Annotated in this window: 14 protein-coding genes; 7 read left to right on the top strand and 7 right to left on the bottom strand. The window is 74.2% G+C overall.

The window, feature by feature from the left end; translation table 11 throughout:
* Positions 1-27: 27 nt before the first annotated feature.
* Positions 28-1,476: an MFS transporter gene (locus ACIGHB_RS03650; protein WP_399909199.1), complete on the top strand. Its 1,449-nt coding sequence runs from the start codon at positions 28-30 to the stop codon at positions 1,474-1,476.
* Entirely contained in the window at positions 1,473-2,900 is a 1,428-nt protein-coding gene (locus tag ACIGHB_RS03645; RefSeq protein ID WP_399909197.1) for an amidase, read from the top strand. The genes ACIGHB_RS03650 and ACIGHB_RS03645 overlap by 4 nt, the downstream gene beginning before the upstream one ends.
* A gap of 98 nt (positions 2,901-2,998) precedes the next feature.
* Here the strand turns inward: ACIGHB_RS03645 and ACIGHB_RS03640 are convergent, their stop codons facing one another.
* Positions 2,999-3,964, bottom strand: a complete 966-nt coding sequence (locus ACIGHB_RS03640) for a pirin family protein (protein ID WP_360316096.1) — start codon at positions 3,962-3,964, stop codon at positions 2,999-3,001.
* Positions 3,965-4,108: 144 nt separating this feature from the next.
* Here ACIGHB_RS03640 and ACIGHB_RS03635 point away from each other — a divergent pair, with 144 nt between their 5' ends.
* From ACIGHB_RS03635 to ACIGHB_RS03625, 3 genes are all read left to right on the top strand, one after another.
* Positions 4,109-4,453: a tetratricopeptide repeat protein gene (locus tag ACIGHB_RS03635; RefSeq protein WP_399909195.1), complete on the top strand. Its 345-nt coding sequence runs from the start codon at positions 4,109-4,111 to the stop codon at positions 4,451-4,453.
* Positions 4,454-4,654: 201 nt separating this feature from the next.
* Positions 4,655-5,128, top strand: a complete 474-nt coding sequence (locus ACIGHB_RS03630) for a DUF6153 family protein (RefSeq protein ID WP_399909193.1) — start codon at positions 4,655-4,657, stop codon at positions 5,126-5,128.
* Positions 5,129-5,220: 92 nt separating this feature from the next.
* Positions 5,221-5,862, top strand: coding sequence for a DUF305 domain-containing protein (locus ACIGHB_RS03625; protein ID WP_399909191.1), 642 nt, complete (start codon positions 5,221-5,223; stop codon positions 5,860-5,862).
* A 131-nt stretch (positions 5,863-5,993) separates the two neighbouring features.
* Here the strand turns inward: ACIGHB_RS03625 and ACIGHB_RS03620 are convergent, their stop codons facing one another.
* Complete coding sequence (locus ACIGHB_RS03620) at positions 5,994-7,658, bottom strand: amidohydrolase (protein WP_399909189.1); 1,665 nt, start codon at positions 7,656-7,658, stop codon at positions 5,994-5,996.
* A 67-nt stretch (positions 7,659-7,725) separates the two neighbouring features.
* Positions 7,726-9,129 (bottom strand): purine-cytosine permease family protein, encoded by a 1,404-nt coding sequence (locus ACIGHB_RS03615; protein WP_399909187.1) that lies wholly within the window; start codon positions 9,127-9,129, stop codon positions 7,726-7,728.
* 174 nt (positions 9,130-9,303) lie between these two features.
* Between ACIGHB_RS03615 and ACIGHB_RS03610 the strand changes: the two genes are divergently transcribed.
* On the top strand, positions 9,304-9,909 hold the full coding sequence (locus ACIGHB_RS03610) for a TetR/AcrR family transcriptional regulator (RefSeq protein ID WP_399909185.1): 606 nt from the start codon (positions 9,304-9,306) through the stop codon (positions 9,907-9,909).
* 46 nt (positions 9,910-9,955) lie between these two features.
* Here ACIGHB_RS03610 and ACIGHB_RS03605 read toward each other — a convergent pair whose 3' ends face one another.
* Positions 9,956-10,909, bottom strand: coding sequence for a hypothetical protein (locus ACIGHB_RS03605; protein WP_399909183.1), 954 nt, complete (start codon positions 10,907-10,909; stop codon positions 9,956-9,958).
* Positions 10,906-12,363 carry a dihydrolipoyl dehydrogenase family protein gene (locus ACIGHB_RS03600; RefSeq protein ID WP_399909181.1) on the bottom strand — a complete coding sequence of 486 codons (1,458 nt, stop codon included), beginning with the start codon at positions 12,361-12,363 and terminating at the stop codon, positions 10,906-10,908. Before ACIGHB_RS03600 ends, ACIGHB_RS03605 begins: the two co-directional genes overlap by 4 nt.
* Positions 12,364-12,474: 111 nt before the next feature.
* On the opposite strand from ACIGHB_RS03600, the gene trxA reads away from it, so the two are divergent.
* The gene (gene trxA, locus ACIGHB_RS03595) at positions 12,475-12,846 is read left to right on the top strand and encodes a thioredoxin (RefSeq protein ID WP_360316116.1); all 372 of its coding nucleotides are present in this window, start codon (positions 12,475-12,477) and stop codon (positions 12,844-12,846) included.
* Positions 12,847-12,915: 69 nt separating this feature from the next.
* Here the strand turns inward: trxA and ACIGHB_RS03590 are convergent, their stop codons facing one another.
* Together ACIGHB_RS03590 and ACIGHB_RS03585 are read right to left on the bottom strand one after the other, a co-directional pair.
* Positions 12,916-14,103 (bottom strand): thiolase family protein, encoded by a 1,188-nt coding sequence (locus ACIGHB_RS03590; protein WP_399909179.1) that lies wholly within the window; start codon positions 14,101-14,103, stop codon positions 12,916-12,918.
* Positions 14,104-14,373: 270 nt separating this feature from the next.
* Positions 14,374-14,640, bottom strand: a complete 267-nt coding sequence (locus ACIGHB_RS03585; protein WP_360320820.1) for a hypothetical protein — start codon at positions 14,638-14,640, stop codon at positions 14,374-14,376.
* Positions 14,641-14,691 lie beyond the last annotated feature (51 nt).

Below are 14,691 nucleotides of genomic sequence, written 5' to 3'. Positions count from 1 at the left end.
CCCTCTGGTCCGGGAGTTCCCGCGCTCATGACCGCCGCCCCGCCCTCGCACGCCGCCGCACTCGGGCACCGCCTCGACCGGCTCCCGCTCAGCTCCTTCCACCGCCGCCTGGTCATCGCCCTGGCCGGCATGATCCTCTTCGAGTGGGTCGAGACCTACTCCTTCGCCTTCGTCGTCCCCGCCCTGCGCGACCAGTGGGGCCTGTCGCTGTCGACCGTCGCCCTCGTGGCCGGCATCGGACAACTGGGCGCCTTCGCGGGCGGGATCCTCGGCGGGTACCTCGCCGACCGCGTCGGCCGCCGCCGCACCATGCTCGCCTGCGTGACCCTCTACTGCGCGGCCACTGTCGGATGCGTCCTCGTCCAGAACCCCTGGCAGCTGATCACGGCCCGTACCCTCGCCCACTTCGGCGCCCAGGGCATGGCCGTCGTCGCCATCGTCGTCCTCACCGAGTTCGTCCCGGCGGCCGCCCGAGGGCGCCTGCAGACCTACAAGGTGGCGGTCGGATCGCTCGGCATCCCCATCGCCGCCTGGGCCGGCTACTTCTTCGTGCCGCAGTGGACCTGGGGATGGCGTCTGGTGTTCGCCCTCGGGCTCTTCGGTGTCGTCTTCGCCTGGCTGATCCGCCGCTGGGTCCCGGAGAGCCCCCGCTGGCTGGCCGCCCGGGGCGATGTCGCGAAGGCCGACGAGATCGTCCGGTCCATCGAGCGGCAGTGCGGCGTCGTGACGCCGCCCGACACCGACGCGGGTACCGGTACCGCTGCCGCTGCCGCTGCCGCTGCCGACATGGATGCCGCCACCGCTCCTCCCGCCCTCCCGGCGTCCGGCCGTCCCCGCCTCGCCGAGCTGTGGACCGGTGGGAACCGCCGCAACTTCCTGGTCGTCGCCACCATGTGGGTGACCGGGCTCCTGGCCTACTCCGCGTACAACACCTGGACGCCCACACTCCTCTCGGAGACCGGCCTCGACCTCGACGACACCCTGCTGCTGTCCGCCGTCCTGGCGACGGCGGCACCGCTCGGCGCGCTCGTCTCCGTACCGCTCATCGACCGCTGGGACCGGCGCCGCACCCAGCTGGTCCTCGGCTCGCTGGCCGCCGCGACCCTGATCGTCTTCGGGCTCGTACGCGACACCGCGGCCGTCCTCGTCCTGGGCTGCCTGGTCACTCTCCTCTTCCAGATGACCATGCCCTTCCTCCAGGTGTACTCGGCCGAGGTCTTCCCCACCCGCGTCCGCGCGCTCGGCTCGGGCAGCGCCAACGCCCTGTCCCGCGTCTTCAACTTCGGCGCTCCCCTGCTCGTCGCCGCGATCTACGAGAACGCCGGCTACACAGCCGTGTTCGTCCTGCTGGCCGCCCTCAGCGCCACCGGCGGCCTCGTCGCCACGCTCTTCGGCCCCCGCACCACCGGCGTCAGCCTCGAAGACACCACCGCACCCACCCGTCCCGAGAAGCGGAAGGAACTCTCCGCCCCATGACCGACCTGTCCTTCGCCACGGCCACCGAACTCACCGCGCTGATGCGCCGCCGCGCGCTGTCGCCCACCGAGCTCATGCACCACACCCTCGGCCGGATCGACGCCGCCGACGCCGCCCTCAACTCCGTCGTCGCCCTCGACGCCGAACGGGCCCTCGCCGAAGCCTCCGCCATGGAGCGGCGCCTCGCACGCGGCGAGGAGGCGGGCCCGCTCGCCGGGCTGCCGATCCTCGTCAAGGACCTGGAGGACGCGGAGGGGTTCCCGACCAGCAGGGGCACCCGCGCCTACCGCGACAGCCCGCGCGCCACCCACGACAGCACCCACGTCGCCCGCCTGCGCGCCGCCGGAGCCCTCGTCATCGGCAAGACGAACCTGCCGCCCATCGGTGCCGGCGTGCACACCGCCAACGACGCCTTCGGCGTCACCCGCAACCCGTGGGACCCGGAACGCTCACCGGGCGGCTCCAGCGGCGGCTCCGCGGCTGCCGTCGCCGCCGGACTCGTCGCCCTCGCGACCGCCGGCGACGGCGGCGGCTCGACCCGCATCCCCGCGGCCCTGTGCGGCGTCGTCGGCCTCAAGCCCTCCCGCGGCCGCATCCCCCAGGGCCCTTCCCCCATGCCCTGCTGGCCGCAGCACGCCTGCCCCACCGGCATGGCCCGCACCGTCCGCGACACCGCTCTCCACCTCGACGTGACCGCGGGCCACCACCCGTCCGACCCGAACTCCCTGCCCTCTCCGCCCGGTTCGTACCGCGCGGCCCTCGACGATCCGCTGCCCCCGCTGCGCGTGGGAGTGCTGCGCACCCTCGGCGTGTCGGCACCCCACCCCGCGATGCTGCGCAGCCTGGAACGATCGGCCGACGTCCTGCGCGACCAGGGTCACGACGTCCGCGACGACGAGTCGGAGCTGCCGGGGTCCGACACCTTCCCGGCCCCCTTCCAGCTGCGCCAGCAGGTCCTCGCCTACAACCGGCTCCCCGGCGTGCTCGACGACTTCGAGACACGGCGCGGCGACTTCGAACCGTGGTTCGCCGATGTCCTGGCCGCGGGAGGAACCCTCACCTCCCGCGAATTCGCCGCCTACTGGGACCACCGGGCGCGGCTCGACCGGTGGACGGCCGGACTCTTCGAGCGGTACGACCTCCTGCTCATGCCGACCGTACCCACCACGGCGTGGCCCGCCACGGGCCCGGACGTCGCGGCCGCGGTACGCGAGCGCACCCTCCCGATCGCGTACACCTCGGTCTTCAACGACACGGGCCACCCGGCCATCAGCGTCCCCACCGGACTGGGCCCGGACGGCCTGCCCTGCGCCGTGCAACTCGCCGCCCCGCACCACCGCGACGAACTCGCGCTCGGCGCGGCCCAGTCGCTCGAAGCCGCCCACGGCACCCTGCGACCGCCCGCCTTCGCGGCGTGCCGCTGAGAGGCGTCGCGACACCACCCCTCCCAGGGCACGCCTAAGCCGGAGTCATGACCGGGCGGAGTTCGTCCGGGCATCGGACATGACGCGAACGTCCCAGGTCAGCGCACCCGACCCCGCGCCTTCAGCTGGGTCGGGGGGACCTCCGGAGCGTCGAGGCGGTCGCCGTCGTACCCCTTCACCTCGCCGAAGCGGTCGCCGGCCATCCAGTCCTGCCGCGCCTTGCGGATCTCGTCGTCGGTGCGGCCCACGAAGTTCCACCACATGACGATCTCCTCCTCGAAGGGTTCGCCGCCGAGGAGCATCAGGCCCGCGTCGGAGGCGGCGCGGAGCGGGAGGGACGTGCGGCCGCAGCCGAGGTAGAGCATGGAGCCGGGGAGGACGGGGACGCCGTCGACGTGGGCCTCGCCGGACATGGCGAGGACGGCGTACTCGAAGTCCGGGTCGAGCGGGAGCTCCGTCTCGGTGCCGGCCGCGAGAGCGAGGTCGGCGCCGACGATCGGGGTGTACGCGGTGCCAGGCGAGGTCGCGCCGTCGAGGGAGCCGAGGATCACCGTCGCCGTGAGACCGGGCGCGGTGACCTGGGGCAGCTCGGCGTGGTGCTGGAAGTGCGGTTCGACGTGCCGGTGCGCGTCGGGCAGGGCCACCCAGAGCTGGGCTCCGTGCAGGAGACGGGCGTGCGCGCGGGGGCTCTCCTCGGAGTGGGAGATCGCCCGGCCCGAGGTCATGAGGCCCAGCTCGCGGGGGCGGATCGTCTGGAGGCTGCCGGTCGAGTCGCGGTGCAGGACCTCGCCCTCGTGCAGCCAGCTGACGGTCTGGAGGCCCATGTGGGGGTGGGGCGGGACCTGCATGCCGGGCTCGTCGGCGATGTCGTCGGGGCCGTAGTGGTCGACGAAGGCCCAGGCGCCGACCATCCGCCGGCCGAGGTTCGGCAGGAGCCGGCGCACTTCCGTCGACTCGCCGAGCCGGACGTGACGGGGGCTGAGGAGTTCGCGTACGGGCTCGGCGACGACGAAGCCGCGGCCACCGCACACCGCGAGCTCGGCCTGGCGGTCGAGATTGCTCATCAGGGATCGGCACCTCTCCAGTGGGGGGTATCGGGGAGATCGAGACGAAAGCAGATGGTGGAATGTTCAACTACTCTAGTGCGTTGACGAGGGCGTGCCACCCCACAGGGTGGCAGATCGGGCACCCCGGAACAGGGAGAGCAAGTGAGCGACACGTACTACGAGTTCGGAACGGCCGCCGACCGCTGGGACCGGGCACGGCTGTTCTTCGACGCGAAGGAGTACCAGACCGCCGTCCGCATCCTGCGCGGCCTCGTCGCCGAGCACCCGGACCAGACCGCCCAGCGGCTGCTGCTCGCCCGCGCCTACTACCACTCCGCCCAGCTCAGGCTCGCGGAGACCGAGCTGCGGACGATCCTGGAGCGCGACCCGGTGGAGCACTACGCGCGGCTGATGCTCGGCCGCACGCTGGAGCGCCAGGGCCGCGCGGACGAGGCCGCTCCGCATCTGCGGCTGGCCGCGGCGATGAGCGGCGAGCTGCCGTCCTGACGACCGCCGGGGACGGCGGCCTGAGGGCCGCCCTGGCGGCCGACGCGATGACTGCCTGACGGCGGCCTGACGGCGGTCTGACGGCAATCCGACGGCGGCCTGACGGCGCGACCCGACAGCGGCCTGACGGCGGCCCGACGGCGGTCCTGACGCGGATCTGATACCCCCGCACGGTATGGTCGGGCCCGGAGGTCCTTGATCATGCCCACACCCCGGCCGCGCCTCGGCGAGCGAGCGGGAGGTGCCCTCGCGCACCTCCTGCTCGTCGTCGTGCTCGCGCTCGGGGTGGTCATGATGCACTCCACGGGGCACCCCGAGGGCCCGCCCTCGGGCACGACCGGTACCGCGAACGCCATGAGCGGTACGAGTGCGCCGAGCGACGCCGGCGCCACGAGCGCCGACGCGGCGCACGCGCCGGACGCCGGCGGGGCGCACCACTCCGGTCCGCCGGACGAGCCGCACGGGGAGCACGCGCCGGGTTCCGGGATGGACATGACCACGCTCTGCGTGGCCGTGCTCGCCGGCTGGCTGCTCGCCGGTCTCGTCCGGGCCGCGCTCGGGCGCCGGCCCGACTGGCTCGTCCTCCTCCTCGCGCGGCTCACGCCCGCGCTCGGGCCGCACGCCCCGCCGCGCCGCCCACCCGACCTCGCCCGGCTGTCCGTCCTGCGGATCTAGGCCGTACCCGTCCGCCGCGGGCCGCTCCGCGCCGCCCGCGCGCCTCACCGGTATGAGCCCATGACCGTACGTACAGCACACGAGGTATCACCATGCGTACTTTCCGGAACCGCACCGTCCGCGCCCTCGGTCTGACCGGCGCCGTCGCCGCGGCCGCCCTGCTCCTCGCCGCCTGCGGCGAGGACGGTTCGACGAGCGGGATGCACCACGGCGGCACGACCGCCACGGCATCCGCCTCCCCGTCCGCCTCCTCGGCCTCCTCCGCTCCCTCGGCCACCGGGAGCTTCAACGACGCGGACGTGATGTTCGCGCAGATGATGATCCCCCACCACGAGCAGGCCCTGGAGATGGCGAAGCTCGCCGACGGGCGCGCCTCCGACGCCGGCATCAAGGAGATCGTCGCCGCCGTCGAGAAGGCCCAGGATCCCGAGATCCAGAAGATGAAGGCGTGGCTGAAGGGCTGGGGCAGGCCCGAGTCCGCCGGGGCCGGCCACTCGATGGCCGGGATGATGTCCGAGCAGGACATGAGGCGGCTCGCCGGCGCCAAGGGCGAGGACTTCGACCGCGCCTTCGCCGAGCTGATGATCGCCCACCACGAGGGGGCGGTGACGATGGCGCGCGACGAGCAGAGGGACGGTGCCGACGCCGAGGCGAAGGCCCTGGCCGGTGAGGTCGTGCGGGCCCAGACCGCCGAGATCACCGAGCTGCGGAAGATCCTCGACCGGCTCCGCTAGCGGCGTCCGCCGCGCGACGGCCACGCGACCGCACGCGACGGCTACGTGACCGCCAGGCAGCGACGGCCCGCCCCGGGGGACCGGGGCGGGCCCCGGCCCCACCCGGGCCCCGGCCGCCGCACCGCCCCGGCTCAGGCCGCGGTCGTCTCCGCCACGATCTCGCCGCCGACGACGACCGTCTCCGCGACCGTGCCGGGGATCTCCTCGGGGGCGATCCGCAGGATGTCCCGCGAGAGGACCACGAAGTCGGCGAGCTTGCCGACGGTCAGCGAACCCCGTTCGTGCTCCAGGAAGTTGGCGTACGCGGAGCCCATCGTGTAGCCCTCGACGGCCTCGGCGGCGGTGAGGGTCTGCCCCTCCGTCCAGGGCTCGCCGCCGTCGAGGGGACGGCGGGTGACCGCGGCGTGGATGCCGACCATGGGGTCCATCTCGGCGACGTTCCAGTCGCTGGAGAGGGCGAGCACGGCGCCGGCCTCGCGCAGGTCGCGGAGCGGCCATGCCTTGTGCCAGCGCTCGGGGCCGATGTTCTCGGCCCAGTCCTGGCCGGGTCCGGCGATGTCGGGGGCCGCGTGCCGGGGCTGCATGCAGGCGACGACGCCGAGGGCGGCGAAGCGCGGGGTGTCGGCCGGGTCGAGGCACTCGACGTGGACGACCTGGTGGCGGGAGTCGCGCGGGCCGTTGACCGCGCGGGCGTGGGCGACGGCGTCGAGGACGGTACGGATGCCCCGGTCGCCGGTCGCGTGCACGAAGCACTGGAAGCCGCGCGCGTCGAGGCGGGCGAGCAGGCCGGCGAACTCCTCGGGCGGGTAGAAGGTGTCGCCCCGGTGGTGCCCGCAGCCGGCGTACGGCTCCAGGAGGGCGGCGGTGCGGGGCTCGACGACGTCGTCGATGTACAGCTTCAGGGGACCGACGCGGAACCGGTCGTCGGCGTGCTCCCCGGCGGCCGCCTCGAACGCGTCGAGGTCGGCGTCGGTGGTGCCGCGCGGGTGGAACAGGGCGGCGACGATCCGGGAGCGGAGCCGGCCCTCGGCACGCGCGCGCGTGAAGAGGGCGAGGTCGTCGAGGGAGTTCTGCGGTTCGACGACGGTGGTGATGCCGAAGCGGATGGCGTCGTCGAGGCTCTTGGCGAGCCGCCCGTACTGGCGGTCGGGCGAGGCCCACGGGACGCCGAGGGCGCGCAGCGCGCGGTGGCCGTCGCGGGACAGGCCCTTGATGGCGAAGTCCTTGACGAAGCCGGTGGGTTCGCCGGTGGCCGGGTCGGTGACGGCGGTACCGAAGGGGAGGTCGGTGTGGTCGCGGTCGACGCCGAGGGCGCGCAGGGCGGCGGTGTTGAGCCAGGCGGTGTGGACGTCGTAGCTGAGGACGAGGGCCGGGGTGGCGCCCGTGGCGGGGTCCAGGTCGGCGGCGGTGGGCATGCGTCCGCCGGGGATCGCGGAGTAGTCGAACGCCTCCGCCTCGATCCAGGCGGCGTCGGGGTGGGCGGTGTGCCAGGCCCGCACGCGCGCGTGGATCTCGTCGAGGGTGCGGGCGCCGGCGAGCTGGACGCAGGCGTCGTCGGAGCCGAGCCGGACGTGGTTGTGGGCGTCGATGAAGCCGGGGAGGACGAGCCGTCCGCCGGCGTCGAGGACGCGCGTGCCGGGGCCGGTCCAGGCGTCCGCGTCGGCGGCGGACCCGACCCAGACGATCCGCCCGTCCCGTACGGCCATCGCCTCCGCCTCCGGCAGCGCGGGGTCGACGGTGTGGATGCGGGCTCCGGTGAGGAGCAGGTCGGCGGGGGTGGGGGTGGTGCCGTTCATGCGGGGTGCGTTCCTTGTCGTACGGGAGGGGTGGCGGTGCGGTCGTGCCGGGGGCGGCGGTCGCGGGTCAGGCGGCCGGGTGCGGGGTCGCGGTGCGGCGGGCCAGGAGGACGTACACGAGGGCGGCGACGGGTGCGCCGAGCAGGGTGAGGTCGGCGCCGCCGAGCGGGGCGACGAGCGGGCCGGTCCAGAGGGCGGAGTCGCAGGTGAGGGCGGAGAAGAGGCCGCCCGCGAGGAGGGCGGCGGCACCGGCGGGGTGCCAGCCCGCCCGGTACCAGTAGGCGCCGCCCGGGTCGGTGCGGTGGAGCGCGTCGGAGTCGTACCGGCAGCGGCGCAGCACCATGTCGGCGAGGAAGACGCCGCCCCAGGGGGCGAAGACGATGATCAGGAGGGAGAGGAAGGAGAGGAGCGAGGTGGTGAAGTCGGTGAGGAAGAGCGCGCCGAGGGAGCCGGCGGCGGTGACGGCGGCGCTGACGGCGAGGGCGCGGGCGCGGTTCCAGGGGATGCCGAGGACCTGGAGGTTGAGTCCGGAGGAGTAGAGGGTGATGACGGAGTTGGTGACGGAGCCGCCGAGCACCAGGGCGAGGAAGACCGGCCGGAACCAGCCGGGCAGCAGGCTCTCGGCGCCGGCGACCGCGTCGGTCATGTCGGTCTGCGTGGCGGCGGCGACGCCCGCGACGCCGAGGGCGACCGAGGAGAGGAAGCCGCCGAGGGCACCGCTGACGGTGACGGCCCGCAGGCTGGTGGTGCGCGGCAGGTAGCGGGTGTAGTCGGCGGGCATCGGGAGGTACGAGAACGGGCCGGCGAGCATCACCACGAAGGCCAGGCTCCAGCCGGCGGCGCCGGGGCCGGTCGCGGAGGCGGAGGTGTCGGCGCCGGGCACCAGGAACACGACGAGGACGCCGAAGCCGGCGGCGAGGACGTACGCCATCCAGCGTTCGGCGAACTGGACGGTGGCGTGGCCCCAGAAGGAGATCGCGAAGGTCAGCGCGAGGGTCACGGCGAGGGCCAGGGCGCGGGGCAGTGGCCCGCCGGACCAGCCGAGGGAGGCGAGGAAGGCTTCCAGGGCGAGGGTGCCGACGACGGTGTTGACGACCGTGTAGCCGATGCTGACGACCCAGTTGAGGGCGCCGGCCGGGCGGTTGCCGCGGAGGCCGAAGGCGGCGCGGGAGAGGACGAGGGTGGCGGTGCCGGTGCGGACGCCGCCGAGGCCGGCGGCGCCGATCGCGAGGAAGGAGAGGCCGCCGATCACGACGACGGCGGTGGCCTGCCAGAAGGAGAGGCCGAAGGCGACGGCGAGGGAGCCGTTGATCACGTAGGTGAAGGTGAGGTTCGAGCCGAACCAGACCCAGAAGACGTCCTTGGCGCCGCCGTGACGCTCCGCGTCGGGGATGGGGTCGATGCCGTGTTCCTCGACCTGGAAGACCTCGTCCCGGCTGACGGTCGTGGCCGTCGTCTCGTGATCGAGCACCCCGCGCTCCTCTCATCGGTGATCTTGAATGACGTTCTAAGTTCTTGAATGGCATTCAAGATGAGTGACGGGTCGCGGTCGCGTCAAGACCCTGGGGAAGTCCGGTTAAGGTCGGAGGCGCACGCGGTGCCGCGCCAGGGCGGTGCCGGGCCGGACGAACGGGGCGGGACGACGGTGGCAGGGGCAGCACGGCGGCGCGACGGACACGTCACGCAGGAGCGGATGCTGGAGGAGGCCATGGCCGCGATCGCCGAGGACGGCCTCGCCTCCCTGACGATGTCGGCGCTGGCCGAACGGCTCGGCACCAGCGGCGGCCACATCCTGTACTACTTCGGCTCCAAGGACCGGCTGCTGCTCGCCGCGCTCCGCTGGAGCGAGGCGGCGCTCGCCGACGAGCGGCGGGCCCTGCTCGCCCGCCGGACCACCGCCGAGCGGAAGCTCGACGACTTCCTGCGCCTGTACCTCCCGCGCGGCCCGCGCGATCCGCGCTGGACGCTCTGGATCGAGCTCTGGGCCAGAACCCCCGGCAACCCCGAACTCCGCGAGGCCCAGCAGGAGCTGGACGCCGACTGGCAGCGCGACCTGGAGTCCCTGCTCGCCGCCGGCGCGACCCGCGGCCGCTTCGCCCCGCTCGACGCGCCGGCCCGCGCCTCCGAACTCCTCGCCCTTCTCGACGGGTTGAGCACCCGCGTCGTCCTCGGCCAGGGCTCCACCCCCGACCCGCGCCCCCCGCTGGACACCGCCCGCGCCGCGGCGGCCCTGCTCGTCCCTCGCGCCTGAGTCCCCTGACCCTTGCTCGCCGCCGCGCCCCGCGGGCCGCGGGCGCTCAGTCCGTCACCGGCTCCACCGGATCGAACGGCCAGGCCGGTGCGTCGGGGTGACGTTCCATCTGCTCCGCGTACCAGATCACCTGCTCGGCGTGGAGCATCGGCCGCGAGAGCCGCGCCACCGCCGGGTACGAGGCCGCGATCGCACCCGCCACCAGCAGCGCCGCCCCTGCGTCCGAGGCCGGGTCCCCCGGCCGTTCGAGCGGCACGCCGTACCACTCCGCGACGGCGGGCAGCGAACGGCCACCGGGCCGGTACCGGTCCGCGTGCCGGTCCAGGACCAGCGGATCGCAGACCGGGGCGACCACGCCGTCCGGGAGACGGTCGGCGAGCGGGGCCAGGCCGTGGCGGAGCAGTTCGGCGTGGAGCGTGGCCAGCACGTGGGGGGCGTACCAGACGACGAGGAGCTCGTGGTGCGCGAGGTGGTCGGTGAGGAGGGTGGCGAGCTCTTCGAGGGCTTGGGCGGGTGGGGCGGGCGAGGCGTGCTGGATCTTGGATCCAGTAGCGGGATCTTGGGGTGCGGACCCGAGGTCCGGATCTTGGACGGATCCAATATTCGGATCCGGGATATTGGATCCATCCTTCGGATCCGGGATGTCGGATCCAATCCTCGGATCCCGGATGTCGGATCCAACCTCCGGATCCAGGATGTCGGATCCAAGATCCAGTACCCACTCCCGGGCCGTCCCGTCGCTCCCCCGCACCGCCACCGCCGTGATCCGGTCCCGCGCCGGGTCGTTCCCCGTGGATCCGATGTCCAACGACAGCAGCCGCCGCCGGTGCCAGCCCGGATGGTCGCCGGGCGGTGGCGGGCCCGGTGCGGGGGCGTGCTCGCGGTGGTAGACGTCCCAGCCGCGGTGACCGTGCCGGAGCAGCCCGGCACCGGCCGGGACCGGTTCGCCGCAGTGGGCGCAGGTGGCGTCGTAGGCGTTGGCGCGCTCGTCGGGGCTCACGCCGGGTCGGCGCCGTCCCGGTACGCCTCCAGGAGCCGGAGCCAGACCTCGCTGAGCGTGGGGTACGAGGGGACGGCGTGCCAGAGGCGGGAGACGGGTACCTCGGCGGTGACGGCGACGGTGGCGGCGTGGAGGAGTTCGCCGACGGCCGGGCCGACGAAGGTGGCGCCGAGGAGGACCTCGCGTTCGAGATCCACGACGAGCCGGGCCCGGCCGCGGTAGCCCTGGGCGTAGAGGCCGGCGCCGGCGACCGAACTCATCTCGACGTCGACCGCGCGGACACGGCGGCCGGCGCGTTCGGCCTCGGCGAGGCTGAGGCCGACGGCCGCGGCCTCCGGGTCGCAGAAGACGACCTGGGGCACGGCCGCGTGGTCGGCGGTGGCCGCGTGCGAACCCCAGGGCGCGGGCTCCGGGAGCGGGGTGCCGGCCGCGCGGGCGGCGATGGCGGCGCCCGCGATGCGCGCCTGGTACTTGCCCTGGTGGGTGAGGAGTGCCCGGTGGTTGACGTCCCCGACCGCGTACAGCCAGTCGCTGCCGGTGACGCGGAGGCTGTCGTCGACGTCGAGCCACGAGCCGGGCTCAAGGCCGACGGTCTCCAGGCCGATGTCCTCGGTGCGCGGGGCGCGGCCGGTGGCGAACAGGACCTCGTCGCCGACCACCGTGTCGCCGCCCTCCATGACCACGGTGACGGGACCGCTGCCGCCGTCCCGTACGACCGCCTCGACGGAGACGCCGGTGAGCACGTCGGCGCCGCGGGCCCGCAGGGCCTCGGTGACGAGCTCGCCGGCGAAGGGCTCCATGCGCGGGAGCAGCCCGTCGCCGCGGACGAGCAGGGTGACGTGGGAGCCGAGGGCGTGCCAGGCGGTGGCCATCTCGACGCCGACGACGCCTCCGCCGACGACGATGAGGCGTCCCGGCACCCGGTCGGCGCTGGTCGCCTCGCGGCTGGTCCAGGGACGGGCCCCGGCGAGCCCGGGCAGCGGGGGCAGGACCGCGCGGCTGCCGGTGCAGACGGCGACCGCGTGCCGCGCGGTGAGGACGTGGCGCTCGCCCTCGGGGCCGTCGACGACCACCGTGCGGGGCCCCTGCACGCGCCCGTGGCCGCGGAACACGCGTACGTCGATCGAGGCCAGCCAGTCGACCTGGCCGTCGTCCTTCCAGTGCCCGACGGTCTCGTCCCGGTGCGCGAAGACCTCCAGGGCGTCGAGCGGGCCGTACACCGCCTCGCGAAGGCCGGGGACCTTGCGCGCGTCGGAGCGGGCGAGGACCGGGCGGAGCAGCGCCTTGCTGGGCATGCAGGCCCAGTAGGAGCATTCGCCGCCGAGCAGTTCGGCCTCCACGATCGCGGCGGTCAGTCCGGCCGCCCTGACCCGGTCGACGACGTTCTCGCCGACGGGGCCCGCCCCGAGGACCACCACGTCGTACTCGTGCTCGTTCTCCACCGTTCGCGTCATGGGGACCAGTCTGGTGGGTAGGGGCCGGAATAGCGCGGCTCGATAGGCCGTTGTGCGGGGCGAGTCCCCAGGGGACCGTGAGGACACCACCGGAGACGGAAAGGCGGAGGCATGAGCACCATCGAGCTCACCAAGGACAACTTCGACGAGGTCGTGAGCGAGAACGACTTCGTCCTGATCGACTTCTGGGCTTCCTGGTGCGGACCCTGCCGTCAGTTCGGCCCGGTGTACGAGGCCGCGTCGGAGCGCCACCAGGACCTGGTCTTCGCCAAGGTCGACACCGAGGCGCAGCAGGAGCTGGCCGCCGCCTTCGAGATCCGCTCGATCCCGACGCTGATGATCGTCCGGGACAAGGTGGCGATCTTCGCGCAGCCGGGCGCGCTGCCGGAGGCGGCGCTGGAGGACGTCATCGGGCAGGCGCGGAACCTCGACATGGACGAGGTACGGAAGTCGGTCGCGGCGCAGCAGGCCGGGGGCGAGTGACCCTGGCGGTCCACACGACGGTGCGAGCCCCCGCCGAGGCGGGGGCTCGCACCGTTGTGGGCCGGGAGGTCAGCGCTCCAGGACCAGGGCCAGGCCCTGTCCGACGCCGATGCAGAGGGCCGCGAGGCCCGTGCCGGAGCCGGCGGCGGCGAGCTGGTGGGCGACGGAGCCGGCGAGGCGGGCGCCTGAGGCGCCGAGCGGGTGGCCGAGGGCGATGGCCCCGCCGCGCGGGTTGACGATCGCGGGGTCGAGTTCCGGCCACTCGGCGAGGCAGCCGAGGGCCTGGGCGGCGAACGCCTCGTTGAGCTCGAACGTCGTCAGGTCGGTGAGGGAACGGTCGGCCTTGCCGAGGGCGCGGCGGACGGCTGCCACCGGGCCGAGGCCGAAGAGCTGGGGCTCGATGCCGGTGACGGCGGAGGCGCGGATGCGGGCGAGCGGTTCGCGGCCGGTCTCGCGCAGCCCGTCCTCGTCGACGAGGAGGAGGGCGGCGGCGCCGTCGTTGAGCGGGGAGGCGTTGCCGGCGGTGACGGTGCCGCCGTCGGGCCGGAAGGCCGGCTTGAGACGGCCGAGCGCCTCCAGGGAGGTGTTGTCGCGGACGCACTCGTCGCGGGCGAGCTCGGCGCCCGGGTACGGGACGACCTCCCCGTCGTACAGCCCCTTGGCCCACGCCTCGGCGGCCTTGCGGTGGCTGTCGAGGGCGAAGGCGTCCTGGCGGTCGCGGCCGATGGCGTGCTTGTCGGCGACGAGTTCGGCGCCTTCGCCGAGGGAGACGGTCCACTCGGCGGGCATCCGCGGATTGGTCATGCGCCAGCCGAGGGTGGTCGAGTGGAGCTGCTGGTGGCCGGCGGGGAAGGCGCGCTCGGGCTTCTGGAGGACCCAGGGGGCGCGGGACATGGACTCGACGCCGCCGGCGATCGCCACGGAGGCGTCACCGAGGGCGATCGCGCGGGCGGCCTGGATCACGGCCTCCAGGCCGGAGCCGCAGAGCCGGTTGACGGTGACGCCGGGGACGGTGACGGGCAGGCCGGCGAGCAGCACAGCCATGCGGGCCACGTCGCGGTTGTCCTCGCCGGCTCCGTTGGCGTCGCCGAAGCAGACGTCGTCGATGAGCGAGGGGTCGAGGTCGGGGGTGCGGTCGACGAGGGCCTTGACGACATGGGCGGCGAGGTCGTCCGGCCGTACGGAGGCGAGGCCGCCGCCGAACTTCCCGATCGGGGTGCGGACGGCGTCGACGATGTACACGTCGCGGATGCTCATCGGATCTCTCCCGGGTGACCGGCGGAACGACTCTGTTCGCCTGGTGAAAGAAGTTTCGCGCTGGTGCGCGCGCAGAGTCTGGGCCCCTCCGCCGCGCCTGTCAACGGCCCTGGGCGCACCCTTTCGCCGGTGCCGGGCGGCCTCGGGGCGGTGCGCCGTCCCGTCCGCCCGAGGCCGGCGCAAGGGAGCGCGGCGGTCTCTTCCCGCCCCGGCCGCCCGTCATCGGCGGGCCCGGCCCGCGCCCGCCCCGCCCCGCGCGGTCCCGTCCGGTCATCGCGACGCCTCCCGCACCAGCGCGACCAGGCCGTAGTCGAGTTCCCGGCCGTCCACGAGCAGGGCCTCGACGGTGAGCGTCTCGGGGTCGACGTCGGCGACGATGCCGTGTCCCTCGTAGATGGGGTACCCGGACTCGCCGTTCCGCCCGGTCCGCTCCACGACGGCCGTCCGGACGGCGCTGTCGGCGACGGCGGCTCCGCCCCGGTCCACGACGTGCGCCGGCACCAGCAGGATCTCGTAACGCTTCGGGTGAGTGCTCATGCACCGACGCTAAGCGCTGCGTCCGCCTCCCGCCGGGCGGCGGGGGCGGCG

This window comes from Streptomyces sp. NPDC085460, assembly GCF_044541975.1.
Lineage (GTDB): Bacteria > Actinomycetota > Actinomycetes > Streptomycetales > Streptomycetaceae > Streptomyces.
Note: the sequence above shows the minus strand (reverse complement) of the source record. Positions and strands in the feature narration are given on the sequence as shown.

What these genes read in the sequence shown, in the direction of transcription:
- ACIGHB_RS03630 (WP_399909193.1), top strand. Translation starts at nt 4,655, where the DNA reads ATGCCCACACCCCGGCCGCGCCTCGGCGAGCGAGCGGGAGGTGCCCTC.
- ACIGHB_RS03650 (WP_399909199.1), top strand. Translation starts at nt 28, where the DNA reads ATGACCGCCGCCCCGCCCTCGCACGCCGCCGCACTCGGGCACCGCCTC.
- ACIGHB_RS03590 (WP_399909179.1), bottom strand. Translation starts at nt 14,103, where the DNA reads ATGAGCATCCGCGACGTGTACATCGTCGACGCCGTCCGCACCCCGATC.
- ACIGHB_RS03640 (WP_360316096.1), bottom strand. Translation starts at nt 3,964, where the DNA reads ATGAGCAATCTCGACCGCCAGGCCGAGCTCGCGGTGTGCGGTGGCCGC.
- ACIGHB_RS03585 (WP_360320820.1), bottom strand. Translation starts at nt 14,640, where the DNA reads ATGAGCACTCACCCGAAGCGTTACGAGATCCTGCTGGTGCCGGCGCAC.
- trxA (WP_360316116.1), top strand. Translation starts at nt 12,475, where the DNA reads ATGAGCACCATCGAGCTCACCAAGGACAACTTCGACGAGGTCGTGAGC.
- ACIGHB_RS03625 (WP_399909191.1), top strand. Translation starts at nt 5,221, where the DNA reads ATGCGTACTTTCCGGAACCGCACCGTCCGCGCCCTCGGTCTGACCGGC.
- ACIGHB_RS03620 (WP_399909189.1), bottom strand. Translation starts at nt 7,658, where the DNA reads ATGAACGGCACCACCCCCACCCCCGCCGACCTGCTCCTCACCGGAGCC.
- ACIGHB_RS03645 (WP_399909197.1), top strand. Translation starts at nt 1,473, where the DNA reads ATGACCGACCTGTCCTTCGCCACGGCCACCGAACTCACCGCGCTGATG.
- ACIGHB_RS03600 (WP_399909181.1), bottom strand. Translation starts at nt 12,363, where the DNA reads ATGACGCGAACGGTGGAGAACGAGCACGAGTACGACGTGGTGGTCCTC.